Source organism: Rhodococcus sp. NCIMB 12038 (assembly GCF_002165735.1).
Taxonomy (GTDB): Bacteria; Actinomycetota; Actinomycetes; order Mycobacteriales; family Mycobacteriaceae; genus Rhodococcus_F.
In genome coordinates this window covers 1-26,944 of sequence record NZ_NHML01000039.1, presented here as the reverse complement: position 1 = coordinate 26,944, position 26,944 = coordinate 1, and the positions used below count along the sequence as shown (strand labels likewise).

The window sequence follows — 26,944 nt, the reverse complement described above, 5'->3', positions numbered from 1 at the left end:
TAACGCGCGGCTACCAGGTATCGATTCGCCGCCGCACGCTGGACGGGCGGTCCGGTCGTGGCGTGCTGATCACCGAGACGATCCAAGATCTCGTCGTTATCGGATCGATGACGTCATCGATCTCGAACACCGACGCAGCATTGATCGCCTTACCCTGCTGTTCGTACTGCTCGAGGTGAGCTCGATAGGCTTGGTCCCGTTCGTCGTCGTCCTCGATGGCCTCGAGCTCACGGCGGAAACCGAGCTTCACGGCACCTTCCGGGCCCATCGCACCGAGTTCGCCGGTCGGCCATGCGACGATTGCGTCGGGAACACGAAAACTGCCGCCGGCCATCGCCTGGCCTCCGAGTCCGTACGCCTTACGCACGATCACGGTGCAGAACGGCACCGTGAGGGATGGTGCGATGACGAACAGGCGGCTGACGTGCCGAACCGATGCCGTGTGTTCCGCGTCGGGTCCGACCAGGAAGCCCGCCGTGTCGCAGAGCGACACGATCGGTATCGCGTAGGCCTCGCAAAGCTGCAGGAAGCGCGCCATCTTGTCGGCTTCGGCGCTCCCGATAGTCCCACCGGCACGGCTTCCGTCGTTGGCAACCACGCCAGTGGGCCGGCCTTCGATCCGTACCAGCGCGGTGATGATTCCCGATGCGAATTCGCGGCGAAGCTCCAGAACCGAGTCTTCGTCTGCGATCGTGTCGACGACGGTGCGCATATCGAAGGGGCGGCTGCGACGTTCGGGTACGGCGTGCCGCAGCTGCCGCTGATCGGGTGCGCTCCACGTTGTCGTAGACCCACGGAAATAGCCCAAGTATCGTCGTGCGACGGCTACTGCTTCGGCCTCGTCATCGACGAGCACGTCGATGACACCATTGGGGCCCTGAACTGAGACGGGCCCGATCTCGTCTGCTGCGAAGGACCCGAGACCACCCCCCTCGATCATCGCCGGACCGCCGAGGCCGATTGTCGAGTCTTGCGTGGCGATGACGACGTCGCAGGCTCCGACCAGGGCCGCGTTGCCTGCAAAGCATCGTCCTGACGCGATCCCGACTGTCGGCACTACCCCATTGAGGCGGCCGAGTGCAACGAACGTTCCCAGATCCATCCGTGTTGCGCGAGACATGTCGTCAGTGTCGCCCGGCCTGCCGCCGCCACCCTCGGCGAACACGACGACGGGGGTTCCTCGCCTGCCGGCGAGGTCGAACATCCGCTCGGCCTTCTTGTGGCTCTGGAGGCCTTGCGTCCCCGCCAGCACGGTGTAGTCGTAGGCCAATGCTGCAGTCGGATGACCGTCGACAGTTCCGAAGCCGGAGACGAGACCGTCTGCAGGTGTGGAGCCTTCGAGTTCAGCAAGTGATCTACGGCGGCGCTGTGCTGCGACTACGAGTGATCCGTACTCGTGGAACGGTTCGGGATCGAACAGGTCCTGCAGGTTCTCCCTCGCGGTGCGCTTGCCTCGCTCATGGCGACGTTCGACGGCGCCCGCGCGGGCTTCGTCGAGGGTTCGTCGGTGTCGAGCCAAGATGTCGTCGAGGTCGGATCGCGTGGCGGTGAGGTCGATCCGGTCGATCGCAGCCGCTTCCTCGGGCTGATGCCTGTCCGGTTCAATGACGGCAAGCAGTGTTCGGGCCGAGATCGACTGCCCGATCTCCACGTCGACTGCGATGACGGAACCGGTCACCGGAGAGCGTACGTCGGTTTCCATCTTCATCGCTTCGACGGTGACCAGGACGTCGCCGCGCTCGACGGTGGAACCTGCTTTCACAGACAGCGCGACGACGGTCCCGGTCAGTGGAGTCCGAACGTCGATCGATGCCTCATCCGACACCGCCTCGCTCGCCGGTGCCGCCTTCACCAGGTGATCGTCGATCGTCCGAGTCGTGGTTCGACCGCAGCGAAACGCGTCGCTGCCGAGGAACCATTGGAGTGTGGCGATGTCGGTGTCGAGGTCATCGAGACGAACCTCATCGAGGGATGAATTCAACTCTGCAGCGGCAGTAGCGAAGTCACCATCCTCCCGGTGAACTATCACCTTTGCGAGCAAGGGATCGTAACCGGTGCCGACTCGCATTCCGGTCTGCATGTGGGACTCGACTCGAAGGTGCTGTCCGGTAGGAAACCGCACATCATTGAGTAGGTCCGAACCGTCCGGTTTGGGTCCTCCGGTGATCCTGGCCTCGATGGCGACACCGAGGGGAGTACCGAGGGCATCGGGGGAGAGGTTCAGGTCCGGGAGAGCCCGGTGTTGCGCAAGGTCGATCTGGAGACTTACCAGGTCCAGGCCGGTAATCTGCTCGGTGATACCGTGTTCGACTTGCAACCGGGGGTTGGCCTCGATGAAATACCACTGGTCGAGGTTGTCGGCGTCCACTAGGAATTCGAACGTCGCCAAGCCTCGCAGTGATACTGCGGAGGCGAGTGACAACGCGGCGGTGAACAATGCCTCACGCGTTGTGTCGGGCAAGAACGGCGCCGGCGCGATCTCGACCATCTTCTGATGGCGACGCTGTCCAGTGCAGTCGCGGTCGAACAGGTGCATGGGGAGTTTGCCACCGTCTCCGGCCACCTGAACTTCGATATGGCGGGCACGGGGGAGGTATGCCTCGACGTAGACATCGGGGTTGCCGAAGCTACGTTCGGCTTCGGAACGGCACCTGTCGATGGCTTGATCGAGTTCCTCGAGATCGTCGACTATGCGCATGCCGCGCCCGCCGCCACCGGCGGCGGCCTTGACTATGACCGCGGTCGTTCCGAGCGACTCGGCGAAGTCGCGAGCCGCTGTCTTGGTCGTCGGACCAGGTGTGGCGGGCAGGACCGGAACAGAGCATCGGGTGGCCAGCGCTCGGGTGGTGGACTTGTCCCCGAGCAGACGCAGGGTCGGACCGTCCGGGCCCACGAACGTCAGCCCGGCCGCGGCGCATGCTTCGGCCAGCTCCGCACTTTCGCTGAGGAACCCGTACCCGGGGTGCACGATAGTAGTCCGGGCCGAGGACGCCGCTTCGCAGATGTTGGCCACGTCCAGGTACGCCGACGGTCCGAACCCCGCGAGTGGAATCGACTCGTCCGCATGCGTCACGTGCGGAGAATCAGGCTCGTCCTCGCTGTACACGGCGACGGTGCGCAGACCTCGTGCGGCCGCAGTGCGCATGATTCGGAGCGCAACCTCGCCGCGATTGGCGATCAGCAACCCCGTCATGTGGCGGTGTCGGTGGCGGCGAAGCCGCCGTAGCCGCCTTGGAAGAAGATCAGGGGAGACTCGGGGGTGTCGAGTTCGAGATGATGGACCCGTCCCACAACGATGTAGTGGTCGCCGGCGTGGTGCACGGCGTCGATCTCGCAGTCGATCCACGCCAAGGAACCCAGAATACGAGGCGTTCCCGACGGTGTGGGCGTCCAATCGACATCTGCGAACTTGTCGTCGCCTTTTCGGGACAAACTTCGGCACACGTGCTGTTGATCGTCCCCGAGCACGTTCGCGCAGAACCTCTGCGCCGCAAGAATCTTGGGAAAGGTCGTCGACGACTTGTCGGGAAGGAAGGCCACCAGGGGCGGTTCCAGCGAGACGGAAGTGAATGATCCTACCGCCATGCCGACCGGCCGACCGTCGGCGCCTATTGCAGTTACCGCGACTACCCCTGTGGGGAAATGACCCAATATGTTGCGGAACAGTCGTGGGTCGATCACCCGATCGTCGTCGACTACCAACGATCCCTCGACGACTTCCGGGTTCTGGGTGCCGATCATTTGATCGTCAACCCTGCGTCGACGGGCAGCATCACGCCCGTTACGTACCTGGACTCATCGGAAACGAGCCAGGCCACAGCATTGCTGATCTCCTCGGGTTCGAGGATGTCAATCGGTAGCAAGTTGCTGATCGAGTTACCCATATTGGTCGGATCGGCCAACGCCTCCGCCAGAGCAGTGTTTCCCACCACCATCGGTGTACTGACCCCGGTCGGGTGCACCGAGTTGACACGAATGTTGTGCTCGGCCAGCAGCACGGCGTACTGGCGCATCAGACCGACTACCCCGTGCTTGCTCGCGGTGTAGCCGATTCCCGCGCCGGAGCTTCCCCCCACAGCCTTGATTCCGGCCGTCGAACTCGTCATCACGATCGACCCACCGCGTCCCTGCGCGATCATGCGCTCCCGTGCGACCTCGACGGTATTGAACACGCCGACCAGGTTGACGCCAATCACATCGGCGAAGACTGCATCGCGATCTCGTTCGTGCGCTTGCTGCGGCGCGATGCCTGCGTTGGCCACGACGATGTCGACCCCGCCGAGTTCAGTGGCGCCGGCCTCGAGTGCGGCCGACAACGCTTTCTTGTCGCGCACGTCAGCTGTTCGGGCAACGATTCGGCGATCAAGTTTCTCCACAAGCGCGACTGTCTCGGCAAGATCATCCTCCGTCCCCAGTGAGTACGGCACAGTCTCGATCGAGCGGCAGATATCGACGGCGATGATGTCGGCGCCGTCCTCCGCGAGGCGTATGGCGTGGCTGCGCCCCTGCCCGCGGGCCGCACCGGTGATGAATGCAACCTTGCCTTCTAGCGTGCCGCTCATAGGAAATCTCTTTCTCGAAGTGGACCCCGGCTGGGCATCGAAGAGACATGGCGCCCAGCCCGAAATTCTGTGCTTCTCACGACTCCGCCCACGGCGGACAGCCGTCAACCTGCGCCACAGCTCGTCGTGTCGCTACCACACCGAACTGTGACGTGCATCGCTCTCTCGAAAGCGTGCCTTCACGGGCCCATTCTGTCAACTTTGTCGTTGATTGAATCCACAGACGCGTAGATTTCGGGACTGTGTGCACGACGTTAGAGGTTGACATCTGTGGCACGGCGCACAATGATCGGACGTACGATCTACGCTGACGTTGATCGCGGCGCGTACCGACGACAACGGATGCGCACAACGAGCTCGCCCCGAGGGAGTAGACATGACCGACATCGAGGCCAGGGTGCGACGGCTCGAAGACCGAGCCGAGCTTCACGACCTGGCGGTTCGATACTTCTTGGCGTCAGACTTCGACGACTTCGACGCCATCGCCGACGCCTTCGCGCCCGAGGGCACCTTCTCCGCTGGAGGTTTCCCCGGTGCAACCGGCGGAAACGGGATCTCCGACATGATCCGGCAAGCGCGCACGGCATTCGGTACCACGATCCACACGCCCAACTATGTACTCGTCGATTTCGTCGACGACGATCACGCCACGGGTATCGTCGGCGCCCACCTCGAGATCGCGACGGGCGGCACGACCGTGTTCGGCGCCGTGCGCTACGAAGACGAGTACGTTCGAGTCGATGGCCGCTGGCGATTCGCTTCCCGCAACATGCGCACCGTCCACGTGGGCCCCTGGGACGACGTCGCATCGTCCTTGACGGCGGAGTTGCCGGTCCGCTGGCCGGGCGCCGACGCCGCAGCGTCCGACTATCCCGTCAACGCCTGACCCTTACGGCGCGTCGAAGCCGAGGCGTAGTCGACTGCGGGAGTCACCCGCAACAAATTCCAACGTCTTCCGTGAATCCACGGAGACGTTGACAAAATCAGACTGGAAAATCCAGTTCGCCGGATCGAACCGGTCGCAAAATCGTAACTCAAAGGAGATCCTCATGACTGCCACCCGCGAGGTGTCCACGCGCGAGCTCACCGAACTCGTCGAAAAGGGAAAGATCGAACGGGTTCTGTTCGACTACGCCCACAACCTGGACATGAACCTTCCCGACCAACTCGCCGAGCTCTTCACGGAGGATTGCTACGTCGCCTACGGGCCCGACTTCGGCGCCGAAGGACGCGCCGCCTACCGCGAGACACTCGACGGAATCGGCACCTTCTTCACGGCCACCAGTCACCACGTCTCGAACGTTGTCGTCGACTTCTCCGAGGACCTGACCTCGGCCAAGGTCCGTTCGGTCCTCTACGCATGGCATCAGTACACCAAGGAAGGCAAGGCCGACGGCTACTTCTTCGGCCAGTACCACGATGACTTCGTGTACGACGACGAGAACGGCTGGCGCTTCTCCCGGCGCGAACTGCGTGCGTCCGGTGTCGTCGACTTCCACGTCAAGAAGCAGATTCCGATCGGACGGGCATGACAGCGGTCACCGAGACCAAACCGGACGCTCAGTTCGAGAACCTGCGGATCGAGCATCGGGGCCCCATCAGTTGGATCGTCCTGAACCGACCGGACAAGGCCAATTCTCTGTCGAACGAGCTGCTGGATGAGTTCAGTGCGGCGTTGGCCGCGCTGGCCACCTCCGGAGGTCCGGTCATCGGAATCCGCGGCGCCGGCAAGGGCTTCTCGGCCGGCTACGACATCGGCCAGGTCGGCAAAGTGGTAGCGGATCCGGATCCCGTGGCTGACCGAGAGCGCCTGGCTCGCAACGTCAACCGATTCCTCGCGATCTGGGATCATCCGAAACCGGTGATCGCCGCCGTGCACGGCTACTGCATCGCGGGAGCAACTCAGCTGTGCGTATTCACTGATGTCACCTACGTGGCACGCAACGCGAAGATCGGTGAACCCGCGATCCCGCTCGGTGGTGGGTACATCGCACCTCTCTGGGCCCCCCTGGTCGGCCCCAAGCGGGCCAAAGAACTGGCATTCGTGCCCGGTAACTCGATCGACGGCACAACCGCGGTCGAGTGGGGCTGGGCCAATCACGCAGTGGACGAGCAAGACCTGATCGGCGAAGTCGAAGCGCTTGCCGCTCGAATCGCACGCACGCCGTCGGACATCCTGCGGATCAAGAAGCTGTCCATCAACAGGACGATGGAAGCAATGGGCGTGCGCACCGCGGCCCAGGGCGGCGCGGAAATGGATGCCCTGCTCCATCTGTCGCCGTCGGTGGCCGAGGTCCGCAGGTTCGTGGCCGAGGTGGGCCTGAAGGACGCTATCGCCGCCTACCGCGAACCCGTAGAACTGACCGATCGACCTATGGCAGAGAAATAATGAGGAAGGACTTACCGTGAGCAGCGGAATTTTGTTCGAGCTGGACAATCACGTCGCACGAGTGACACTCGATCGCCCCAGGGCGCTGAACTCCATCGATCCTGAAATGGATTCGGCGTTGTTCGAGGCATGGACCGAGATCAACTCGAATCCCGACATCTGGGTCGCCGTGCTCGGTGCGACGGGGGAGAAGGCATTCTGCGCCGGCGCCAACGTCAGCGGAGGGACTGAAGGCGATGGCCGCAGGATGGCACTCGGTGGTGGACTCACCGGCGTCGGTGGCCCAATGCTGACGCTGCGCAAGCCTCTCGTCGCGGCCGTTCAGGGCTATGCGATCGGCGGCGGCTTCGAACTCGCCATGTGTGCCGACATCATCGTCGCAGCGGACAACGCCCAGTTCGGCATTCCCGAGACCAAGGTGGGTATCATCGGCGAGGCAGGCATCATGCACCGTGCGATTCGGCAGCTGCCGCATCACATCGCAATGGCCTTGATTCTCACCGGCGAGCGCATCGATGCACAGCAAGCCGAGCGGTACGGACTCGTCAACGAGGTCGTACCGTTCGAGAAACTGCTCGAAACTGCGACATCGTGGGCGGAGCGAATCGCCTCGGCGTCGCCCCTCGCCGTTCAGGCAGCGAAGGACGCTGTTCTGTCGCGCGCGGGCTGGCCGCTCGACGTTGCGCTGGCAACCCGGTACGAGCCGATCGAGGCCTACGCAAACAGCGCCGACAGGCTCGAAGGCAGGACAGCGTTCGCCGAGAAGCGTGCAGCCCAATGGACCGGTCGCTGACCGCACGTACGTGACGTGAGCTGGGTCGGAATAATCGTTGCCTGACCCAGCCCACAGGGCTTGGCATCCACTTTGCGCGCCATCGCCCTACCCCACGACCTTCTGCTCAACTGCACCCGAGTCATGTCCTCCTGGATATACAGGTAGACAAAGGGATAGTTCCTCTCGTATGAGCTCATCTATTACTCGACCAGGCGGCGCAGTTCTCCGACCGCGTCTTCGTCGCTACCGATGATCTGCTCGGCAAACGCGATGCTCTCATCGAGCACACCGACGAGAATGTCATGGAAAAGGGCCTGAAGCAGCTCTGTTTTGTCGCGCTCTGGCCTGGTCGAGAGCGGGTCGCCGGCGAGATCCAACTTCGGATACCGCTCTCATGTTGACAGAATCAACTCTGACGTTGACAGCGCGAGGCGAGTCGCTTAGCGTGAAGCTCAACGAGATCTTCTACGCGCAGCACGCGAACTCTGTGCCATTCATACAGGCAATTCGTCGGCGATAACGCTTACGACGATCGACAAATTAGGACGACATGACTGACTTCGGCGACTGGTGCACCGTCACTCCGCTCGGCGATCTGTTGGTGCGTGGAGCACACGCCCATCCCGACCGCGACCTAATCGTGTTCCCTGAGGAGCGATTCACCTACGCCGAGGTCCTCGAGCGTGCAGTAGCGGTTGCACGTGGGCTCTTGGCTGTGGGAGTTCAGTCCGGCGACCATGTAGCGCTCCTGGCGCCGAACGGTATCGAATTCGTCGAGGGATTCTTCGGATCGGCTTTGATCGGGGCAGTCGTCGTACCGCTCAATGCGCGGCACAAGGCCAAGGAACTGGGTTACATCGTCGAGAACGCGGATATTACCGCGCTCCTGACAGTGTCCAGTCCTGACGCCTATGTTGATTTTGTCGAGGTTCTCCACGAAGCGCTGCCGTCGTTGGCGACTGCCGACGGCCACGGCGACCTCGACCTACCCGAAGCGCCGCGTCTGCGTCGTGCGCTACTGCTCCGAGGCGCGAACAAGCTCGGATTCACTTCCAGGGCAGACCTGGATGCTGCAGCAGAGGCCGTCGATGTATCGCTCGTTCATCGACATCGCCGACGAGTCAGGACGCGCGATATCGCCGCGATCCTGTACACGTCGGGGACGACCGCCAACCCGCGTGGCTGCCTGCTCACCCACGAATCGATGACCCGTGGCCCGGTGGAGCGGGCGACCGGTCGCCTGTCGGCAGGAGAGCGGCACATCAGTTGGGCGGGCGGGCCGTTGTTCCATATTGCCGCGCTGGCTCCGCTGATCGGCGCGATCGGTGCCGGGGGAACGTTCCTGACCGACGAGTTCTTCGAACCTGGCCGCGCCATCGAACTGATCAGGGCCGAGCGACCGACGTGCGTCTGGCCGTGGTTCCCCGCGCCGATGCAGATGATCATGTCGCATCCAAAGTTTGACGCAGCGGAGTTCGACTCGATTCGATACCTGTTCCTGATCGGGCCCCGTGTGCTCATCGAGGAGGTTCAGAATCTGTTCCCTTCGGCCGAGCTCATGGCTGCTTGCGGAATGACGGAAACGACCGGAATCTATGCCCTCAGTGAGCCGGACGAATCGTTCGAGGACCGGAGCAGTGCGCAAGGAAAGGCCGTGCCGGGAGTTGAAATTCGTATCGTCGATCCGTTCGACGGCAGGGAACAACCGGTGGGGGTTCCCGGCGAGATTCTGATTCGCGGCTACTGCGTGACCGAGGGCTACTACAAGGATCCCGTCAAGACCGCCGAGACGATCGATCCCGACGGCTGGTTGCGGACCGGCGACCTGTACAGTCGCACAGAGTCGGGGTGCCTGGTGTTCCACGGACGGCTCAAGGACATGTTGAAGGTCGGTGGAGAAAATGTCGCGGCCATCGAGATCGAGTCCTTCTTGTGCTCGCATCCTGCCGTTCTGACTGCAGCGGTCATCGGCCGGCCAGATAACAGGCTCGACGAGGTGCCAGTGGCGTTCGTCGAGGTCCGAGAAGGCCACCAACTCACAGAGGAAGAGCTGATCACATTTTGTGACGGCCAGATCGGCCGGTACAAGATCCCGCGCGCAGTGTTCTTCGTCGAGCCCGGACGGTGGCCGATGTCGGCCACGAAGATCAACAAGCGGGGGCTCAAAGCGCAACTGACAACGCCTGCTGACGCGCTGAGCACAGCCGGATGAACTCCGTGACAGTCGAATTCGATATCCAAGATCTTCGTGTGTTGGCCGAAGAGATTTTGGACGGAGTGGACGAGGGGCCGGTCCTCGATCAGCAGACACGTGTGCTCACACACATCGCGGTGTGCTCGGTAGCAACGACGATGGATGTCGCGGGTACCGGCCGCTACATCGAGGAAGCACTCGACCTGGGCCTTGACGCCGCACAAATTCAGGAAGCGTTGACGGTGGTATCGGGACTCGGTGTGCACACACTGTTCGAGTCGTCCAGGCAGTTGTCGAGTGCAGTTCGTCGCAGAAGCGGGGGTGAGGTCGAACCGCTCGACGAGACACGGCAGACCTTATGGGATCGTCACATCGGTACCGATCCGTACTGGCAGCGCATGGAGGACGAACTTCCAGGCTTCTTCGACGCACTGCTCAGGATGTCACCAGAAACGTTCGTAGCGTTCTTTGACTACTGCGCGGTTCCGTGGAAAAGTCGGGCATTACGGGCAGTGACGAAGGAATTGATATCTCTCGCCGCTGATTCCACTCCAACCCACCGATACAAGCCCGGGTTTGTGCTGCACCTGAAGAACGCGCTCGACCTCGGTGCCGGTGCCCGCAGTATCCGCGAAGTTCTCGATATCGCGGCAGCAGCTCCCGAACACCGCGGTGTCGGCTGACATCGCCCTCTCCGGCCTGCCCCGGCTCTGGTTGACACCTGACGCGTGAGGGATCTGCCCTCACGGTGGAAGGCTGATTCGGCAGTCCGGTCCGCCGGTCCACGACGACCTCGTCAGACAGCGGCTAACCGCGAAGCAGCCGAATCGGCAGTGGTTGAGTGGCATTTCCCCAAGGCTCTTCGTGTAGGGAGGTGCCCCACCGAGTCATGGACGGGAACGCGATCGCGGAAGGTTTCCGCATGTGGCGACAATGCGACCTGGAATCGTTCACGCGCCGCTGCAACGCAACGTCCTCGATCAGCGTTCACTCCCGTCGGGCCCTGGTGACCGCGAGCGCAGCAGCGACCTGATAGCGGCGGGTTATCTCCAGCTTTCGGAGCACGTGTGCGACGTGGCCCTCGACGGTTCTGACCGACAGGACCAGCCGGTCCGCGATCTCCTTGTTGGTGAGCCCGTCCTCGACATATTGTGCAATGTCGATCTCACGAGGTGAGAGTCCGGCAATCGGGTCCGACGACGATACAGGGGCGTCGGTTAGCTTTTCGTCCAGCGCGTAAGCGATGAGTTCGGCCATCGACATAGTCGAGCCGCGACGGTGGGATGCGGAGTAGAGCGTGTCGCCGAGCGCAGTGCGCGCGCGGGATTCGTACACCTCTCGTCGTTGGACCCAGTGCTGAGATCCGTATAGTTGCATGCCGAATGAATCCCACATGGACGATGCTGCGCCGAGAAGTACGGCTGCACGTTCGCCGGAGCCTGCAGCTGCTTCGGCCCACGCGAGAAGGTCTGTGACCAGTGTGGTGCCGACCGTGTCGTCGAAGGCGCGTTTGAGTGCGAGGGCGTCGATCGCCTGGGTGATCGCCTCGTCGTGACGGCCGCGGACCAGCGCTACCAAGCCCAGTCCGTATACGGCGTAGGACAACATCCACTTCTCTCCAGCGGCCGACGCGTGAGTGTGAACGAATGCGAAGTGTTCGGCGGCGCGGTCGTTCTGTCCGTTCGAGCTGCACAGCATTCCCATTTCGATGTGGGCGGTCCACATGAGATCGGTGATGCCGGGGAGGCGTTCGTAGAGGGCCAACGCGTCCGACAGGTGGCGTGCGCCGGCCTCGAAATCGCCGCCGAGGTAGGTGTTGAGGCCTTGCGTCTGCAGAGTGAACGCGAGTGCCGCATCGTCACCGAGTTCGCGTGCGCGCTGCGCGGCGATCTCGAGTGTTCGGACGGCCTCGGATCGGTCGCCCTGCATCGTCTGTAGCAGTCCCAGAGTGGCGTAGAGCCGGGGTGCGACGTGTTCGGTCAGATCGCCGAGCGCAAGGAACTCGGTAACCCACATCCGGTGTTCGCGTACCGAGAATGCCGACGACCACAGAAACCAGGTCGCGACGAGACCGGATGCAAGGTGCAGCGTCTCGTGACTGTGGTCGTTCAGCGCAGTCTGCAGTGCCGACCGCAGGTTGGCGCGGTTCTCCCGGAGCCGGGTGCTCGCGCGCTCCTGCTCGGCCCCTGTCCATGAGCGGCGGGCGGCGTGTACCAGCTCAGCGCACCAACGCAGGTGGGCCAGCCGCAACGCCGTCTTCTCGTCGTCGGACAGTTTGCCGGCGCCGAAGTGCCGGATCGTTTCGAGCATCTTGAACCGGACACGACCTTCGCTGGTGGTGCGTTGTAACACCGATTTGCCGATCAGACCGGTGATCGTATCCAGAATGCTCGCGGCGTCGACAGGAACACCAGCACAGATGCTCTCGGCCATGGCGAGATCGAATCCTTCGGAAAATACGGATAATCTGGCCCAGAGCGCCTGCTCCCGAGTGGTGCAGAGATCGTAGCTCCACTCGACCGTCGCATGCAGGCTTCGATGCCTGCTCGGCCCGCCACGGTTACCGGTCGTCAACAACGCCAGCCGATCGTCGAGACGTTCTGCGAGATCCTCGACGGACAGCGCAGTCAAGCGCGCACACGCCAGTTCGATGGCCAGTGGCATACCGTCCAGTTGCGTGCACACCCGGCGTACAGCGTCCCGGCTCGAATCCGTGATGGAGAATCCGGACAACGCGGCCGATGCGCGGTTCTCGAACAACTCGATGGCGGCACCCGGCCTGTCCGGGTCACGGTGGTCCGTCATGGACAGTGGCTCCAGGACGTGCACGTGCTCGTCCGGAATTGACAGCACTTCACGACTGGTGGCCAGGATCTTCACATGTTCAGTGCTCCGCAATAGTATTGAGATCAACTCGGCGCACGCGCTGACGAGATGCTCGCAATTGTCCAGCACCAGCAACAGGTGCTTGTTGCGGATCGATTCGAGGATCGATTCGGTTGCACTTCGTTCTGGTGTATCTCGCTCGTCGAACCCTAGGGCGTCCAGAATTGTCTGGGGGAGTAGCGATTCGCTCCGTAGGGACGCGAGTTCCACGAAGCGGACTCCATCGGGAAACGCCCGCCGGTACGCCGCTGAGGCCTCGGCTGCGAGTCGGGTCTTGCCGATACCACCTGGGCCGGCGACGGTGACCAGGCGGCTCTCGCCGAGCAGTACCCGGATTCCATGGAGTTCTTCGTCGCGACCGACGAAACTTGTCGAGAAGAGTGGAATATCGGATGCCGTCGACGAGCGGATGCTCGATGGGCGGGTACCGGTTGTTCGTGGCGAACGCTCCTCCTTCACGCGGCGAACCGCGCTCGCCAGAGTGTTTCGCGATCCGCTCCACTCGAGCTCGCGGTGCAACTGTGCGACCGTGACATCCGGGTCTGCGTCGAGCGCCGCGGCGATCCGGGGTCGGAGGGCATCGGCCGACGACCCTGACCGTGGCCGATGGTCGTGGGGCGGTGCCTCGAATTCCAGGGCGCGGCGCACCGTGTTGCGCGAGATCTTCAATCGCGTCGCGATACCCGAGATCGATCCACCGGCTTGGCGAAGCTCGACTATCTCGCGCCATTCGTCAGCGTTCACTCTGTTCTTTCGTCCGCATCTCTTGATTTGTGGTGAGTGTCACTGGTCGATCATGTCCTTACTGAGCCGCGTGGTCAAGATCTGACAACACACACATTGACATAGATTACGTGGTTCACGACCGACAAAAGCGGGTGCTGACCTGCATCAAGCGTGCCGCGCCGCGACAGGTGGCGTTCCGAGTGCAACTACGGTTTCGCGAACGACCCCATCGAGTGAACAGTGATGCAAGTCATAGCAAAACGGAATGGAGCATCCATGGGCACCCCGGAACAGAACATCGACTTGGCCAACAACTTCGCAAAGGTCTTCTCCACGGGCGACGTGGAGCAGATTCTCGACACTCTCCATCCCGAGGCGACCTATTGGGTATCGGGAGGAATCGACGGGATGTCCGGGAGCTATGACAGGGAAGGCCTCGGAGCGTTGCTCAACGGAGTCACTTCCGTGTACGAGAACGGGGCTCTCGAGGTCACCCCCAACTCGGCAATCGCGCAAGGCGACAAGGTGGCCGTCGAGGCGACGTCGTACGCGAAGTTGAAGAACGGCAAAGTTTATCAGAACCAGTACCACTTCCTGTTCGAGTTCCTTGACGGAAAGATCCTGTCCGTCAAGGAGTACATGGATACCAAGCACGCATACGACATCTTCTTTGCCTGACAAAGGGTTCCGTACCAGCACCGGGCAATCGACCACAGTTTCGTAGAAAGGCATTCACGATGGCAATGGAAACCGGGCTCATCGTCCACCCGTACATGCGTCCCGAGCGGACCGCGCGCCAGACGTTCGATTGGTGCGTACAGCAGGCCGTCGAGGCCGACAAGATCGGCTTCGACTCGATCATGTTTTCCGAGCATGCCTCTCAGCGGTGGGAGAATATCCCCAACCCCGAGTTGATCATCGCAGCGGCAGCACGCCAGACCGAGCAGATCAAGTTCGCGCCGATGGCTCACATCCTTCCCCACCATAATCCGGCGAAGCTCGCGATCATGGTCGGCTGGCTCTCCCAGATCCTCGAAGGCCGGTATTTCCTCGGCGTCGGTGCCGGCGCATATCCGGACGCCTCGTACATTCACGGCATCAAAAACGGTGAAGACACGCAGTTCACCAACGAGATGGTCCGCGAGTCCCTCGACATCATGGAACGCATCTGGAAGCGCGAGCCGTTCTTCTACGAGGGACGCTTTTGGAACGCGGGCTACCCGGAAGAGAAGCACGGCGACGAGGGCGACGACCAGCACAAGCTGGCCGACCTCAGCCCGTGGGGTGGGGCACCGGAGATCGCCGTGACGGGATTCAGTGCCAAGTCGCCGTCGATGCAGTTTGCGGGTGAGCGCGGATTCCGACCGATGTCGATCTTCTCCGGTCTGGACGCTCTGAAGATGCACTGGGACATCTACTCCACCGCCGCGGAGGCCAATGGGCACGTCGCTGATCGCTCGCGCTACCACGTGTCCCAGACGGTGTTCGTCGCGGACACGGACAAAGAGGCGAAGCGGCTCGTGATGGAAGGGCCGATCGGATACTGCTTCGAGCGCTACCTCATTCCGATCTGGTGGCGATTCGGGATGATGGACGGATTCATCAAGGACGCCGGCGCGGACAGGGCCGACGTCGACCTCGAGTGGGTCGTCGACAACGTGTTCTGCGTGGGCTCACCGGACACCGTCGTGGAGAAGATCAATACGTTGTTCGAGGCCAGCGGCGGATGGGGCACCCTGCAGATCGAATCCCACGACTATTCCGACGATCCGGCGCCCTGGTTCAATTCGCTGGCAATGATTCAGAAGGAAGTGGCTCCCAAGATTTCGCTTCCTACAGCGGTGACGGTGTAGTGCTCGGATCGAGCGAAGCACAGCAATGAACATAGCGGTGATGAGGGCAAGGCAGCCCTCATCACCGCTACGCCTCAGAACAATGAATCATCTCCGACGAGACAGCCCGGTAAGTATTCCTGGCCGGCGATGCCCTTTCGATGCTTCGTCGGGAGACGTGCGACGTCAGTTCACTGCGACCGTCTCGTGCGTGCCCTCGACATGCACGTTCGGTACTACCTCCGTCGCGAACAGGCGCAGTGACTCCACCCACGGTGCCGGATCATCCAAAGCGTCATGGGTGTTGACGGCCAGCTGACCGTACCGGAAACCCGCCAACTCGAAGGTCTTCTCGATCTTGGCAATGACGGTTTCGGGACTACCGCACAGCCAGACGTGGTCGGCCAGGTAGTCCAGGTCGACATCGTCGATGTCGACCTTCTTGTCTGCATCGTCGATGAAGCCCTGAAGAATCCGGTACTTCTGGTAGACCGGCATGAGGTACTTCTTCCACGCATGGCCCAGGGCGCCGTTCTTGGCCTGTTCCTTGGCTTCCTCGTCGGTCTTTGCAACGTACACGTCGCGGGCGATCTTGAAGTTTGCACCCTGCGGCGTTCCGCCGATGGATCGGACGGCCTCGGAGTACGTGTCCCACTGCGACTTCAGTAGTGCAGAACCTCCGTAGAAGGAGATGGGGGTCCATCCGCGTTCGCCGGCGAGTCGGTGCGAGGGGGAGTTCTTGCTCAGGCCGGTGACAGCAATTTCGAGACCGTCTGCGCCGCCGTGCGGCGAGTGATCTGCAGTCAAATGGTATTCCTCACCCTCCTTGACCTTGAACTCGGCATGCGATGCGACGCTGCCGGGATCGATCTGGCTGTCGAGGCGGGCGGCCTTGTAGTACTTGCCTTCGAAGTCGAAGGGTTCCTGGCGCCACACCTTGTCCATCACTTCGAGCCCCTCCATCAAGCGAGGGTGCGCTTCGGACAGGTCGCCGGGCTGGCCACGCAGTACCGCCTCGTTCTCCCAGGACCCAGCCCCGACGCCGAGGAAGTAGCGGTCCTCGAGCAACTGAGATGTGTACCCGACCTGGATCGCGAGTGTCGACGGGTTGTGGAGAGGCACGATGTGCGCCATCGGTGCAAATCGCATGCGTTCGGTGATCTGCGCGGCCGCGACGATCAGCAGTTCAGGGTTGGGGATATTTTCCCACGCCTGCATGCCGTGCTCGCCGATCATGAAGTCGCGATAGCCGAACTTGTCGGCGGCCGCAGCAAGGAGCAGCGAGTACTCGAACGTCTCCTTGTCCTTGCGCCCGGGGCGCATGTACGGAGTGTGAAAAATTCCGCATTCCATCTTTGGATCTCCCAATCTGTTGTGATCGTCGAGGTATCGATTTCGGTCGTGTTGACAGTGCCGTGCATTTTGGTCGGATTACACTCGGGAATGAGCCTCCAAGTCGTTCGGTCGCTCGTTGCGGGATTGCATCATTCATGCGAATCCATATGTGGTCGTGCTATTCCCGATGGCCGATAGGGCTCGAGCGCATTGGCATCGAACGCGGGCTCTTTGCATACATTCGGCAACTTGCGGCGTGTCGTTGGTAGGTGTGGACCGATCACCGCACCACATAGATTAATGGTGACAGCGATCACTGTCAACTGCGACGTTGATGTTGATTCGCAAGTCATCCGACGGCGCTCATCAATGATCGAGTTCGTACCACGTCAGCCGAGAGTGCCGCGATCAGTTCTTCCTTCGATGCGAAGGCTGCCTGCCCACGCATCCAATGCTCCAGCTGCACAGTGATCGTGAGTCCGTAGAGGTCGCCAGAGAAGTCGAGCAAGTGAGCCTCGAGAAGCCTCGCCCCCGACCGCCCGTAGAACGTGGGGCGCCGGCCGATCGAAATGGCGGCGGTGAAATCCGAGCCGTCCGGTAGAAAGCACCGACCGGCCCAGACTCCGTCTGCAATCGAGTTGGAATCCTCTAGCGGGAGGTTTGCCGTCCGGAATCCAAGCTCGCGGCCGCGCTGATCGCCGCGCACGACCGCCCCTACGACGTGGGTGGACTGCGCGTCGTTCTCCGCCATGGATTGGGAGCTGGGTAGGAGGCTGTCGGGCGAGACGGAGCCGAACGGCCCGTTACTTATGCTCATGCCGAAATGCCACATCATCGTACGAGCCGCGGGTGAGAAGTTGAGCAGAATCGGCGAGCGATATCCGCATTCCCGCACCACCTCGATCAGGTCTGCACTGACGTCGGCCAACCCCACTGCATCGTGGTTGTGGCGCGCCACAACCACTGTGCCGTAGCCATTTTCGGCTATCGTGGCCAGTGCGGCAGTGGCGATGTCAGGTGTCAGGTGCGGCGCTGGGTCAACTTCGCTTTCCAGACACACGACGGGCGTGCCGAGGCGCGGGGCGGAGTCGAGGGAGTATGCGACATATTCGGAGTCGGTGATGTCGCTGCGATATCCGACGCAATGGACCTTTCCGAATGCCGACTGCCGCATGAGTGTGAACTGTGTGTGGAGATGCGATTCGGCCATTCGCCGGTAGGTGACTACGTCCTCGATCGAGACAAAACTCAGTCCGTGGGCGGCGGCGAACCGCTGTGCCTCCTCGGAGCGGGAGATGCGGGTGGGATCATCCTCGGAGACCAGGGCAGTGAAGGTTCCGGCCTGGCGGAGGCCTGCCACGCTGACCAGGTCGACTGCGGCTTCCGCAGCGGCTCGACGCGCCAGGACCCCGGCAGGATCCGTACGCACCGGCAGCACGTGTCCTGGCCTGGTGAATGCATCGGCGACGCTGGACCCGTCCGACAGCATGCGTAGCGTTCGGGCCCGGTCTGCGGCCGATATGCCGGTGCCCGGCCCAGCGGCATCGACGCTCACGGTGTACTCGATTCCGGAATGGTCACGGTCCTCGCCAACCATCCTGGTGAGCTGAAGACGGTCGCATTCGATAGCGGGGAGCGCGGCGCAAACGAGACCGGAGCCGAACCTCACCAGGAATGCTATTGACTCGACAGTTGACTTCTCTGCCGCGAGTAAAATATGGGCGTCATCTGCCGGATTCGCACCTGTCAGCACAACAGGTCGTCCGGCGCTGAGATCGGACACGGCACGTTGCACCCGAGTGGTCGGACAGTCCATCGTCGGCCTCGATTCTTTCAGGGTGATTGCCAAAGCACTGTGACGAGCGTCGCAAAGATCCTCGCCGCTGTCAACATCAACGTGGACATTGAAAGATTTCCGCGGATCGCCGCGCTGCGGCCGTACTGGAGATGTGTCCGTGCCGTAAGCCCGAGCGAGTGCAGCCTGGTGGCACGGAAGATCCGATGTGGGGAAGTACGGGGCGTGCGTCGATGTCCAAGTAGGACACGGCAGGGATGTGTCGCCCTGTGCGAACCGTCTTTGGATGGCGTTTGTGAAATCAGTTCCTTGCGGACTACTCGGTGGTCGGCGAGGCTGCCTGGTCTTGGTGGTGAGTGGTGTCTGCATACGTTGACGAAGGTGGCGTGCGTGCACGCCGGCGACAAGCTACGGCTGTGTAGGTGCGCTCGGGCTGCTCTACCGCCTGATGATCAGCGCATTTCCCTGGCCACCGCCGCCGCACAGCGCTGCAGCACCGACGCCACCGCCGCGACGCTTCAACGAGTGTGCGAGCGACAGTGCGAGCCGTGCGCCGGACATGCCGACAGGATGTCCGAGTGCGATGGCTCCGCCATGGATGTTGACCTTGTCAGCGTCGATGCCCAGTTGATGTATCGACGCCAGGGCGACGCCTGCGAAGGCCTCGTTGATCTCCGCGATGTCGAGATCGCTCACCTTCAGGCCGCCGTCCTTCTCGACTGCCTTCGAGATCGCATTGGCGGGCTGGTACAGCAGCGACGTGTCCGGTCCGGCGACAAACGCCGACGCCCCGAGCTCGGCCAACCATTCGAGACCGAGTTCTTCCGCCTTCGCCTTGCTCATCAGGACGACCGCGGCGGCGCCGTCGGACAGCTGCGACGCAGAGCCGGCGGTGATGGTGCCGTCGGTGAGAAATGCGGGCTGGAGTTTGCCCAGGCTCTCGACTGTAGTGCCGCTGCGGATGCCCTCGTCGGCAGATACGGTCGTTAGACCACGGCGGGACTTGATCTGCACTGGAACGATCTCGTCGTCGAATGTGCCATCCTCGGTCGCCGCAGCAGCCAGCTCGTGCGAGCGCGCAGCGAAGGCATCCTGGCCCGCGCGATCCAGGTCGGTGCCCTGGACGTAGCGGTCGGTCGCCTCGCCCATGGAGACTTCGTCGAACGCGCAGATCAAGGCATCGCGGTCAAGTGCGTCTTCGAGAGATGCGGCACCGTATCGCAATCCGACGCGTGCCCCACGCGCGAAGTAGGGAGCGCTGGTCATCGACTCCATGCCACCTGCGACGACGATATCGGCGTCACCGGACTTGATGAGCCGGTCTGCGTCGATGATTGCCTGCAGTCCGGACAGGCATAGGTTGTTGACCGTAACCGCTGGGGTGGTGAGTGGAATGGACGCCGCTGCCGCTGCCTGGCGTGCAGGGTTGGGCCCGACGCCTGCCTGGACGACATTGCCCATGATGACTGCATCCACCGCGCTCGTGCCGACCCCTGCCCTCGCGAGGGCGCCACGGATGGCGTGCGCCCCGAGTTCGGTGGCACTGAGCAAGGCGAGCGCCCCGGCCAGCTTTCCGATGGGGGTACGAGCTCCGGCTACTAAAACCGTCTGTGTCACTTGTATCTTCTCCGAGTTGCTCGACAAACCGACCGTTTTGTCGAGGTCGACCTGGACTCTTCTGCTGTCTCGTCGTTTCGCGGACCGACCCGGGCATCGGATCCGATAAGACGGCAACCCACAGGCACGCACGTTCCACGGCCTGTGGGTTGCCAACGCTCCGGTTACAGGACCGCGATCAGCCTCGCGTCCGTTGCACCTTGCTCCAGGCGATGCAACCCGTCGGGGATGTCGTCGAAGGCGATTTGCTCGGTGTTCGGCCGAACTGATCCTTCCGCGACAAGTGCAAGTATCGCGCGCGCTTCCTCCTTCGTTCCATTGGACGCGCCTACGATGCGGACTTCTTTCATCGTGATGTTGGGAATCGACACCGATGATGTGGCTACGCCCAGCCCCACCTCGACGATGAGGCCACTGTGGCGAATGGCATCAACGGCGGAATCCAGAGTTCCGTCGGCGCCCGCGAAGTCGATGATCAAGTCCAATTGTTCGGACTCGAAATCGCGGATGTCCTTCGAACACCCCTTCGCGCCCAGCTCGCGCGCGAGTGGCCACCTCGACTCGTTGAGCTCGGATACGAATACGATCGCCCCTGCCGCCAGAGCGATCTGGACACCGAAGTAGCCGAGACCGCCGAAGCCAATGATGCCCACTTTCATTCCGGATTCGACCTGTCCAGCGGTATGTACTGCCCTGTACGCCGTCCGTCCGGAGCAGGTCGCCGGCGCGGCATCGCGGAATGAGAGTCCGTCGGGCAGGTGGACCGGGAGATTGGCCGGGACCTTGACTTTCTGCGCGTACCCACCGTTCAAAGCGGTTCCTGGCCCATCGGTAGTGGCAGGCACTCCGACGCGGTCACCTTTCGCGAACTCGGTGACGTCAGACCCGACTGCGGACACGGTACCGACGATCTCGTGCCCGAGGATGATGGGTACGTGGCCCAGCAGCGCCGTGATGGTCCCGTCCATGAAGCCGATATCCGAGTGGCACAGTCCGACGGCCCCGGTATCGATGATGATGTCGGCGGGTCCGGGCTCCGGGTCAGCCACGTCGACCTTGTGGAGTGGCTCGTCTATCGCTGTGAATTGCCATGCCTTCATCTGCTCAGAAGCCTTTCGATGTCGATGTGTGCGCGGACTTCACCACTGCAGCGGCAAGCTGACAACGGCGCCGACGATTCCAGATCGGTGTTCGATCTTCTCTCCGGGAACGATCTCGAAATCGGGAATACGGGCGAGCCACTCCTTCAGTGTCGTCGTGATCTCCTTCCGAGCCAGGTAGGAGCCCGCACAGTGATGCACTCCGTGGCCGAAAGTGAAGTGTTCTGGATCCTTTCGATGCAGGTCAACGTCCATGGGGCACCCTGTCACCTGCGGATCCAGTCCGAAGAGCATCGTCGGCACGGCGACCATGTCGCCGTCGAGGAGCGTGGCTCCGTCCATCTCGCTGTCGCCATTGATGATTCGAGCGTCGGCAACCAATCCGTATCGACGCAACAACTCCTCGGCCGCGTTGTCGATGAGTTCCGGATTATCGACGAGTGTCTTTCGATCGGAGGGGTTCTCGGCAAGATGTTGCATCATGAAGCTGAGGAAGTTGACGACAGTGTCCAGCCCTGCAAGCAGAAGCAGCCCACAGATTCGCAGGCATTCATCCTGTGTCAGCGGACGTCCCTCGACGGTGCTCGCGACGACTGCACTGATCGCGTCCGGACCGGGGTTCTCGCGTCGTTCGTTGATGACGGGCCCAAGGTAGTCGAAGAAGAGGTTCGTCGCCTCGGTCATCGTCATCGTACCGTCGGGTCGCGTCATCTGGTCCGCGATGAACTTCAAGCGTGCCGAATCCGAGCTCGGCAGGTCGACGAGACGCAAGAACACCTCGACCGGGAAGATCTCGGCGAACGCCTTCGTGAAGTCGCACTTACCCTCGGCAACGATCGACTCGATCAGACCAGCCGCGATTCCTTCGATTTCATTTTCGATGCGGCGAATCGATCCCGGGCCAACGGCCGCGTTGAGCACTTTCCGGTACGGCCGGTGCTCGGGCGGGTCGAGGGAGGTGGGTATGAAACTGTATTGCTCGCCCGCTTCTTTCGGCAAGAAGGGACACTTGCTCGAGAAGGTCTCGTGGTTCTCGAATACTTCCTTGATGAGGTTGCCGCGCACCGCGATCCAGTGACCACCGTTGCGTGGCGTCCACACCAGGCCGTGGCCGTTTTCCTGCAACCCGGCCCACGCAGCCTGTAGGCCGTTGCTGATGTCCCCCGGCGCGAACATGTCGAAATCGACCACACGCTCCGGCGGCACATTGCTGGGAAGGTTCTGGGTCTCGATGCTTGTCGTCATGGCATGTCCTTCTGGTTGATGTGAGCGATTTCGGTAGTCACCACTGTTCGGGCGCGACACGAACGACGAGTGAGGCCAGGTCGTCGCGCATGACCAGCTGGCAACCGAGGCGGCTGTTGGGTAGGACTTCGGACGCTGCGTCACCGAGCATCTCGTCCTCGTTGGAGGTCTTGGGGGGCAGCATTTCGAGGTGGCTCTCCACGTACACGTGGCAGGTGGCGCACGACGCGCTTCCCCCGCAATCACCGACGATCGATTCGATGCCATGTGATACAGCGGCTTTCATGATTGAGGTTCCCACCGGTACCTCGACTTCTTCCAACTCCCCGTCGGGGCAGATATAGGTGACTGTTGGCATGGTTGTCCTTTCGTAGCGCTTCGAATGATTGATCGCTCAGGCGTGAATCGTCTCCACAATTCGCCGTTTACCGGACTGGAACGCGGCAGCATGGTTGATGGCATCTACTGCGATGAGTCGACCGTCTCTCAGATACTCGACTGCGAAGGAGGTGCCCTCTGAGTCGTCGATGACTCGTGTCTCGTCATATCCGGTGGACAGCCCAACGATCTTCAGGCTGTGCTCGTACTGATTCGACCAAAACCACGGAACCTGCCAGGGTTTCGGATCTCCACCGGTCAACGTGATCGCAGCGCGGCGGGCATGTTCCACAGCATTGGCGACCGATTCGATTCTCACGCGGCGGTCGTAGAATCCACTGTGGAAGTCCACGCAGTCCCCTAGAGCGAGGATGTTCGGGTCGCTCGTCCTCATCGAATCATCGACCACGATTCCGTTGCCGATCTCCAGACCAGCATCGTTGGCAAGTTCGATATTGGGCTCCAACCCAACTCCTACTACCAGATTGTCGACATGGTATTCAGACCCGTCGGACGTCGCGACACGATCTACTCGTCCGTCGGCACCGAACGACAGGTTCTCGATGGTCGTGGAGGTCAAGATCTCCACCCCTCGTTTGGCATGTTCCCGCTCGAAGAACTGTGAGACCACGGGTGCCGTCACCCTCGCGAGAACGCGGGGCGCTGCTTCGAGCAGGATCACTCTCTGGCCGGCCTTCAGTGCGGCTGCGGCCACTTCGAGGCCGATGTAGCCGGCGCCCACGATCATCAAGACGCGCCCAGTTTGGAAGCAGGAACGCAGTCGCGCGCAGTCGTCGAGGGTGCGCAACTCGTGGACGTTGGTGGGTCGTGTTTCGAGTTGAGCAATGAGCGGGAGCTCGCGGGCGCGCCCTCCGACGGCCAGGACGAGACGATCGTAGGAGAGGGATTGATTCGCTTTCATGCTCAAGGTTCGAGCAGTCGCGTCGATGCCGTCGACGCGACTGTCCAAGCGAAGTTCGATGTTCTTCTTGGCGTATAGCGGTGCGCCTTTCAACGGATCAGGATCAGCGAAGACGGCGTCCATCTTCAAGAGGTCCTTCGACAGCGGCGGCCGGTGGTACGGCGCGTAAGCCTCATCGCTCAGGACAATGATTTCACCTGTCCAGCCCGCGCTTCGGGAAGCGAAGGCTACCTCGGCGCCGGCGGTTCCACCGCCCACGACGACAAGTCGCCCCCCCAGGGCGGTCTGATTTTCGCTGGTCACAAGTCAAACTCCATCTCGGTAGCGGTTCCTCGAGCGTCCTCGGCCCACCCGTTCAGCGGTTAAGGCGGATAGCGCTTGCATTCCGTTGCTTGTCGAGAGCGCTGATTGCTGTTCAGCGTTCGTGGTGTCGCAGTGGCGCGTTGTCCGCTTCAGTGATCTGGGCGGCACCGGATACCTCATGCTGTTCGGCGGCGAGGCCGTCAACAGTGGAGTCCAGGAGTCTTGGCGCACTCGATGGTTTGGTGTTCGGGAACGGATTCGGTCTAGGGCCGGCTGTTTCCGAATCGATGTCGATCTGTTTGGGCTACTACCAACCTAGGTGTGCAGGTTGTCGATTACATCGGGCGCTCACCACACAGTTGACGCGAGGTTTTGGTCTGTGCGCCCAGTCACAGTCTGCATGCAGTGTGGAGTTGGTCATATGAGACGGCTACGCATCACGTAGCGCGTGTCCTCGCCTGGACAGCGAGAACCCGTCGATTCGTGCGCAGGCTCAATCTTGCGTCAGTACGGCCGAGCCAAGCCAAAAGGCGAGCTCCAACGCGATCTCGAGATTCAACCTGTGGTCCCGCACGGAGCGCCCGAGCTGGTCTTCGATCTTCTTGAGCCGGTAGGCGACAGAGTTCTTGTGCATGTGCAACGCATCGGCGGCGGCAGCGTAGCTGCCGCCCGTTCGTAGGAACTCTCGCAGTGTCGCGCGCAGCTGAGCGGCCGCAGTGTCGTCGACTCCGAGCGGGCCCAGGATGTCGGCCACCCACGCCCGGGTTGCGCTCAAGTCGTTGCACATCAACATCACCGCTCCCAGGTCGCCAGCACACACGATCCCTGGACCAGGCGATTCCGACGCCTGCACGACGACTCTGGCCAGATCGGCCTCGGTGTGAGTACGCACGAACCCCTCGACGCCTTCGCGAGGCTGCCCGATTGCGACGATGACAGGACTGTCCCAACGGCGCTTGACAGCGCTCAGGCGTTCACTGTCGACGGTGTCGGCGTCACCCAGTGGCACCCATGCGCGTGCCATGTGCTCATCTCGTGCCTCGAAGAGGGGCGGCGCGCTTGTGCCAAGTTGGCATGCAAGAGCAGTTGCGGCCGATTCAAGATGCGCTAACCCCACTTCGGGGCTTTGGGCGCGGTCCGTCCACATGATGATGCCGAGGTGATACTGGCCCAAGTGGTATCCCAGTATCCGCTCGGTCGGTTCGACTTCGATATGCCGATTCGCAAGAAGATCGTTGATTCGTGCTGACCTGGATGCGCTTCGACGCAATCGCCAAGCGTCTCGCTCGAACTCGTAGGTAGACAACAACTGTTGGGCGATCAGGTTCACATGGGCGGAAACCAGGGTCGTGATCTCGAGGGCTGCGCCAGCGGTGACCGTTGCGCTTTCGCTCCGAAGGGCCAGTTCCTGCAAACACCAACGCACAACGCTGTCTTGGTACAACCGGTATGCATGCTCGAGAGCTGTAATCGGGATGTCGCGCTGCGCGAGCAATCGAGCTAGCTCGGTGGCGGGCGCCGACGGCCCGACCGCCTCGATTTCAATATCGTGCCGCAAGATCGCCATCGTGATGGCGAAGTTATCGGCTGCACCAGCATTCAACTGATCGAGGATCGGTTGATCAGTGGCGAAATACTCGATCTCACCGACCAGGCGCGTGACGATAGCACCAGCGATCTCCGTGAGGCGGGCGTCAGCAACGGCCGTGATCGCCGAGACGATTTCTCTGACTTGCGAATCAGCATGGTCCGGCTGGCCGCCTTCGGCACGCTCAGGCAATTCCGCCACCCTTGGTCTGCCGTTCCGATTCGGAATCTGTGCGTTCGGAGGTCAATCGCTCGAGGGGGCAATAATGGCTTACATTCATCGCAGAGTGTGGGCGAGCACCGTGCAGAGCGTGCGTTCTCGATTGAGCCCGCCATTCGGCGGTGTCAAGCTCGTACGGCATTGGGACGGTGTTGCCACAAGCTGTTGGCCTCGCCCGATGCTGCGCGATGCGCTCGGGCGTGTTTCTGCTGAGTTGCGCATGCAGCGAAACCGGCATCTTGACCTTCGCCTGCGATTCTAAAATCGACAATCCCCTCTTCTTCGGACGTGACGGGCGCCACAGGTGATCACTGTAGGCTTTTTGGTCCGCAATCGTCAACGTCAGGGTTGATTTGGGCTCTTGTCAGCGTGCAGTCGGGGTGACTCGGAGGTTGCCTCTGACGCTTACGCAGCGTGGCGTTGTTCAGGCCGGCGGCTGTTCCTTCGACGCACGGCGACACTGCGTGGTGACACCGAATGCGCGCCGCGGGCCCGGCCCCAGACGATCACCAGGCCCCCGATCGGGGCGCTGGGTACCTCGTGTTCGAACGCCTCCACTGGGCTAGTGGACGAGGAAGGTGCCACAGAGACCGCCCCACGCGCGACAGCGCTGACCCCGATTGCGGACCCGGTCGGGCTCCTCCGGCAGTAACCGCACGCCGCCGGCCAGTGTCCCCGCGGTGTGAACAGTTCCATGGGTGCCGCGCGCGGCGCCGACGTGCGGCAGGTCGGCCAGTGCGGTGGGGGCTGCTCGACCGCGTTCTGGAAGACGCCTGCCTTGGTGGGGAGGCCTGACCCGCGTAGGCCCAGGCGGGGCGTCAGCACTCGGCAGCTCGATAGCGGCAGTATTCGCAGCAGCATGCGCATACCTGCACCAGACGGCGGCCGCACCCTCTCGCCGCAGCGGCTCCCGGGTAGCACGCTCAACGTGCGTTCGGCCTAGTACTACAGTCGCGTTTAGGGGAGGTGTCCTCGGGCTCGGTAGTGGGATTGTCGGGCTCGGTGTTGATGGCGGCGACGCCAGTGGGAGCGTGCGAGGACGTGACGCGGGTCGGGTAGATACGTCCAGATCAAGTGG

21 protein-coding genes are annotated in these 26,944 nt (G+C 62.1%); 8 read left to right on the top strand and 13 right to left on the bottom strand.

From position 1 onward, the window contains the following. Window positions 1-10 precede the first annotated feature (10 nt). Genes CA951_RS37570 through CA951_RS37560 form a run of 3 tightly spaced genes read right to left on the bottom strand, consistent with a single transcriptional unit; the run spans window position 11 to window position 4,562 of the window. The gene (locus tag CA951_RS37570) at window positions 11-3,193 is read right to left on the bottom strand and encodes a carboxyl transferase domain-containing protein (RefSeq protein ID WP_087561696.1); all 3,183 of its coding nucleotides are present in this window, start codon (window positions 3,191-3,193) and stop codon (window positions 11-13) included. Continuing rightward, complete coding sequence (locus CA951_RS37565; protein WP_087561695.1) at window positions 3,190-3,741, bottom strand: flavin reductase family protein; 552 nt, start codon at window positions 3,739-3,741, stop codon at window positions 3,190-3,192. The genes CA951_RS37570 and CA951_RS37565 overlap by 4 nt, the downstream gene beginning before the upstream one ends. Continuing rightward, entirely contained in the window at window positions 3,738-4,562 is an 825-nt protein-coding gene (locus CA951_RS37560; protein WP_087561694.1) for a mycofactocin-coupled SDR family oxidoreductase, read from the bottom strand. The genes CA951_RS37565 and CA951_RS37560 overlap by 4 nt, the downstream gene beginning before the upstream one ends. A gap of 376 nt (window positions 4,563-4,938) precedes the next feature. On the opposite strand from CA951_RS37560, the gene CA951_RS37555 reads away from it, so the two are divergent. From CA951_RS37555 to CA951_RS37540, 4 genes are all read left to right on the top strand, one after another. Next, window positions 4,939-5,448 (top strand): nuclear transport factor 2 family protein, encoded by a 510-nt coding sequence (locus CA951_RS37555; protein ID WP_087561693.1) that lies wholly within the window; start codon window positions 4,939-4,941, stop codon window positions 5,446-5,448. Window positions 5,449-5,611: 163 nt separating this feature from the next. Then, window positions 5,612-6,094: a nuclear transport factor 2 family protein gene (locus CA951_RS37550; RefSeq protein WP_087561692.1), complete on the top strand. Its 483-nt coding sequence runs from the start codon at window positions 5,612-5,614 to the stop codon at window positions 6,092-6,094. Then, window positions 6,091-6,951, top strand: a complete 861-nt coding sequence (locus CA951_RS37545; protein ID WP_087561691.1) for an enoyl-CoA hydratase-related protein — start codon at window positions 6,091-6,093, stop codon at window positions 6,949-6,951. The genes CA951_RS37550 and CA951_RS37545 overlap by 4 nt, the downstream gene beginning before the upstream one ends. Before the next feature lie 31 nt (window positions 6,952-6,982). Further along, the gene (locus CA951_RS37540) at window positions 6,983-7,744 is read left to right on the top strand and encodes an enoyl-CoA hydratase-related protein (RefSeq protein ID WP_256974240.1); all 762 of its coding nucleotides are present in this window, start codon (window positions 6,983-6,985) and stop codon (window positions 7,742-7,744) included. 182 nt (window positions 7,745-7,926) lie between these two features. On the opposite strand, the gene CA951_RS43665 is transcribed toward CA951_RS37540, so the two are convergent. Beyond that, window positions 7,927-8,103 (bottom strand): hypothetical protein, encoded by a 177-nt coding sequence (locus CA951_RS43665; protein ID WP_179220452.1) that lies wholly within the window; start codon window positions 8,101-8,103, stop codon window positions 7,927-7,929. Between the two features lie 173 nt (window positions 8,104-8,276). Here CA951_RS43665 and CA951_RS37530 point away from each other — a divergent pair, with 173 nt between their 5' ends. Continuing rightward, window positions 8,277-9,938 (top strand): class I adenylate-forming enzyme family protein, encoded by a 1,662-nt coding sequence (locus CA951_RS37530; RefSeq protein ID WP_087561689.1) that lies wholly within the window; start codon window positions 8,277-8,279, stop codon window positions 9,936-9,938. After that, on the top strand, window positions 9,935-10,603 hold the full coding sequence (locus tag CA951_RS37525; protein WP_087561688.1) for a carboxymuconolactone decarboxylase family protein: 669 nt from the start codon (window positions 9,935-9,937) through the stop codon (window positions 10,601-10,603). Before CA951_RS37530 ends, CA951_RS37525 begins: the two co-directional genes overlap by 4 nt. Before the next feature lie 304 nt (window positions 10,604-10,907). On the opposite strand, the gene CA951_RS37520 is transcribed toward CA951_RS37525, so the two are convergent. Further along, a complete protein-coding gene (locus CA951_RS37520) occupies window positions 10,908-13,577 on the bottom strand; it encodes a LuxR C-terminal-related transcriptional regulator (RefSeq protein ID WP_087561687.1) in 2,670 nt (889 codons plus the stop codon). Between the two features lie 231 nt (window positions 13,578-13,808). Here CA951_RS37520 and CA951_RS37515 point away from each other — a divergent pair, with 231 nt between their 5' ends. Together CA951_RS37515 and CA951_RS37510 are read left to right on the top strand one after the other, a co-directional pair. Further along, complete coding sequence (locus CA951_RS37515) at window positions 13,809-14,210, top strand: nuclear transport factor 2 family protein (protein WP_087561686.1); 402 nt, start codon at window positions 13,809-13,811, stop codon at window positions 14,208-14,210. A 59-nt stretch (window positions 14,211-14,269) separates the two neighbouring features. After that, window positions 14,270-15,385: an LLM class flavin-dependent oxidoreductase gene (locus CA951_RS37510; RefSeq protein WP_087561685.1), complete on the top strand. Its 1,116-nt coding sequence runs from the start codon at window positions 14,270-14,272 to the stop codon at window positions 15,383-15,385. Window positions 15,386-15,550: 165 nt separating this feature from the next. Here the strand turns inward: CA951_RS37510 and CA951_RS37505 are convergent, their stop codons facing one another. From CA951_RS37505 to CA951_RS37470, 8 genes are all read right to left on the bottom strand, one after another. After that, window positions 15,551-16,717: an LLM class flavin-dependent oxidoreductase gene (locus tag CA951_RS37505; protein ID WP_087561684.1), complete on the bottom strand. Its 1,167-nt coding sequence runs from the start codon at window positions 16,715-16,717 to the stop codon at window positions 15,551-15,553. A gap of 331 nt (window positions 16,718-17,048) precedes the next feature. Further along, window positions 17,049-18,482, bottom strand: coding sequence for a 3,4-dihydroxy-2-butanone-4-phosphate synthase (locus tag CA951_RS37500; RefSeq protein WP_256974239.1), 1,434 nt, complete (start codon window positions 18,480-18,482; stop codon window positions 17,049-17,051). A gap of 450 nt (window positions 18,483-18,932) precedes the next feature. After that, window positions 18,933-20,111: an acetyl-CoA C-acyltransferase gene (locus CA951_RS37495; protein WP_087561682.1), complete on the bottom strand. Its 1,179-nt coding sequence runs from the start codon at window positions 20,109-20,111 to the stop codon at window positions 18,933-18,935. Between the two features lie 164 nt (window positions 20,112-20,275). Next, entirely contained in the window at window positions 20,276-21,211 is a 936-nt protein-coding gene (locus CA951_RS37490) for an alcohol dehydrogenase catalytic domain-containing protein (RefSeq protein WP_087561681.1), read from the bottom strand. Between the two features lie 39 nt (window positions 21,212-21,250). Then, window positions 21,251-22,456: a cytochrome P450 gene (locus CA951_RS37485; RefSeq protein WP_087561680.1), complete on the bottom strand. Its 1,206-nt coding sequence runs from the start codon at window positions 22,454-22,456 to the stop codon at window positions 21,251-21,253. A gap of 37 nt (window positions 22,457-22,493) precedes the next feature. Beyond that, a complete protein-coding gene (locus CA951_RS37480) occupies window positions 22,494-22,814 on the bottom strand; it encodes a 2Fe-2S iron-sulfur cluster-binding protein (RefSeq protein ID WP_087561679.1) in 321 nt (106 codons plus the stop codon). A 36-nt stretch (window positions 22,815-22,850) separates the two neighbouring features. Then, a complete protein-coding gene (locus CA951_RS37475) occupies window positions 22,851-24,059 on the bottom strand; it encodes an NAD(P)/FAD-dependent oxidoreductase (RefSeq protein WP_087561678.1) in 1,209 nt (402 codons plus the stop codon). A gap of 493 nt (window positions 24,060-24,552) precedes the next feature. Further along, window positions 24,553-25,839: a CdaR family transcriptional regulator gene (locus tag CA951_RS37470; RefSeq protein ID WP_179220451.1), complete on the bottom strand. Its 1,287-nt coding sequence runs from the start codon at window positions 25,837-25,839 to the stop codon at window positions 24,553-24,555. Between the last annotated feature and the right edge of the window lie 1,105 nt (window positions 25,840-26,944).

Bases quoted from the DNA above. Each gene is read 5' to 3' on its own strand.
- CA951_RS37545 (WP_087561691.1), top strand. From the start codon at position 6,091: ATGACAGCGGTCACCGAGACCAAACCGGACGCTCAGTTCGAGAACCTG.
- CA951_RS37480 (WP_087561679.1), bottom strand. From the start codon at position 22,814: ATGCCAACAGTCACCTATATCTGCCCCGACGGGGAGTTGGAAGAAGTC.
- CA951_RS37490 (WP_087561681.1), bottom strand. From the start codon at position 21,211: ATGAAGGCATGGCAATTCACAGCGATAGACGAGCCACTCCACAAGGTC.
- CA951_RS37565 (WP_087561695.1), bottom strand. From the start codon at position 3,741: ATGATCGGCACCCAGAACCCGGAAGTCGTCGAGGGATCGTTGGTAGTC.
- CA951_RS37485 (WP_087561680.1), bottom strand. From the start codon at position 22,456: ATGACGACAAGCATCGAGACCCAGAACCTTCCCAGCAATGTGCCGCCG.
- CA951_RS37505 (WP_087561684.1), bottom strand. From the start codon at position 16,717: ATGGAATGCGGAATTTTTCACACTCCGTACATGCGCCCCGGGCGCAAG.
- CA951_RS37530 (WP_087561689.1), top strand. From the start codon at position 8,277: ATGACTGACTTCGGCGACTGGTGCACCGTCACTCCGCTCGGCGATCTG.
- CA951_RS37560 (WP_087561694.1), bottom strand. From the start codon at position 4,562: ATGAGCGGCACGCTAGAAGGCAAGGTTGCATTCATCACCGGTGCGGCC.
- CA951_RS37550 (WP_087561692.1), top strand. From the start codon at position 5,612: ATGACTGCCACCCGCGAGGTGTCCACGCGCGAGCTCACCGAACTCGTC.
- CA951_RS37515 (WP_087561686.1), top strand. From the start codon at position 13,809: ATGGGCACCCCGGAACAGAACATCGACTTGGCCAACAACTTCGCAAAG.
- CA951_RS37570 (WP_087561696.1), bottom strand. From the start codon at position 3,193: ATGACGGGGTTGCTGATCGCCAATCGCGGCGAGGTTGCGCTCCGAATC.
- CA951_RS37525 (WP_087561688.1), top strand. From the start codon at position 9,935: ATGAACTCCGTGACAGTCGAATTCGATATCCAAGATCTTCGTGTGTTG.
- CA951_RS37555 (WP_087561693.1), top strand. From the start codon at position 4,939: ATGACCGACATCGAGGCCAGGGTGCGACGGCTCGAAGACCGAGCCGAG.
- CA951_RS37510 (WP_087561685.1), top strand. From the start codon at position 14,270: ATGGCAATGGAAACCGGGCTCATCGTCCACCCGTACATGCGTCCCGAG.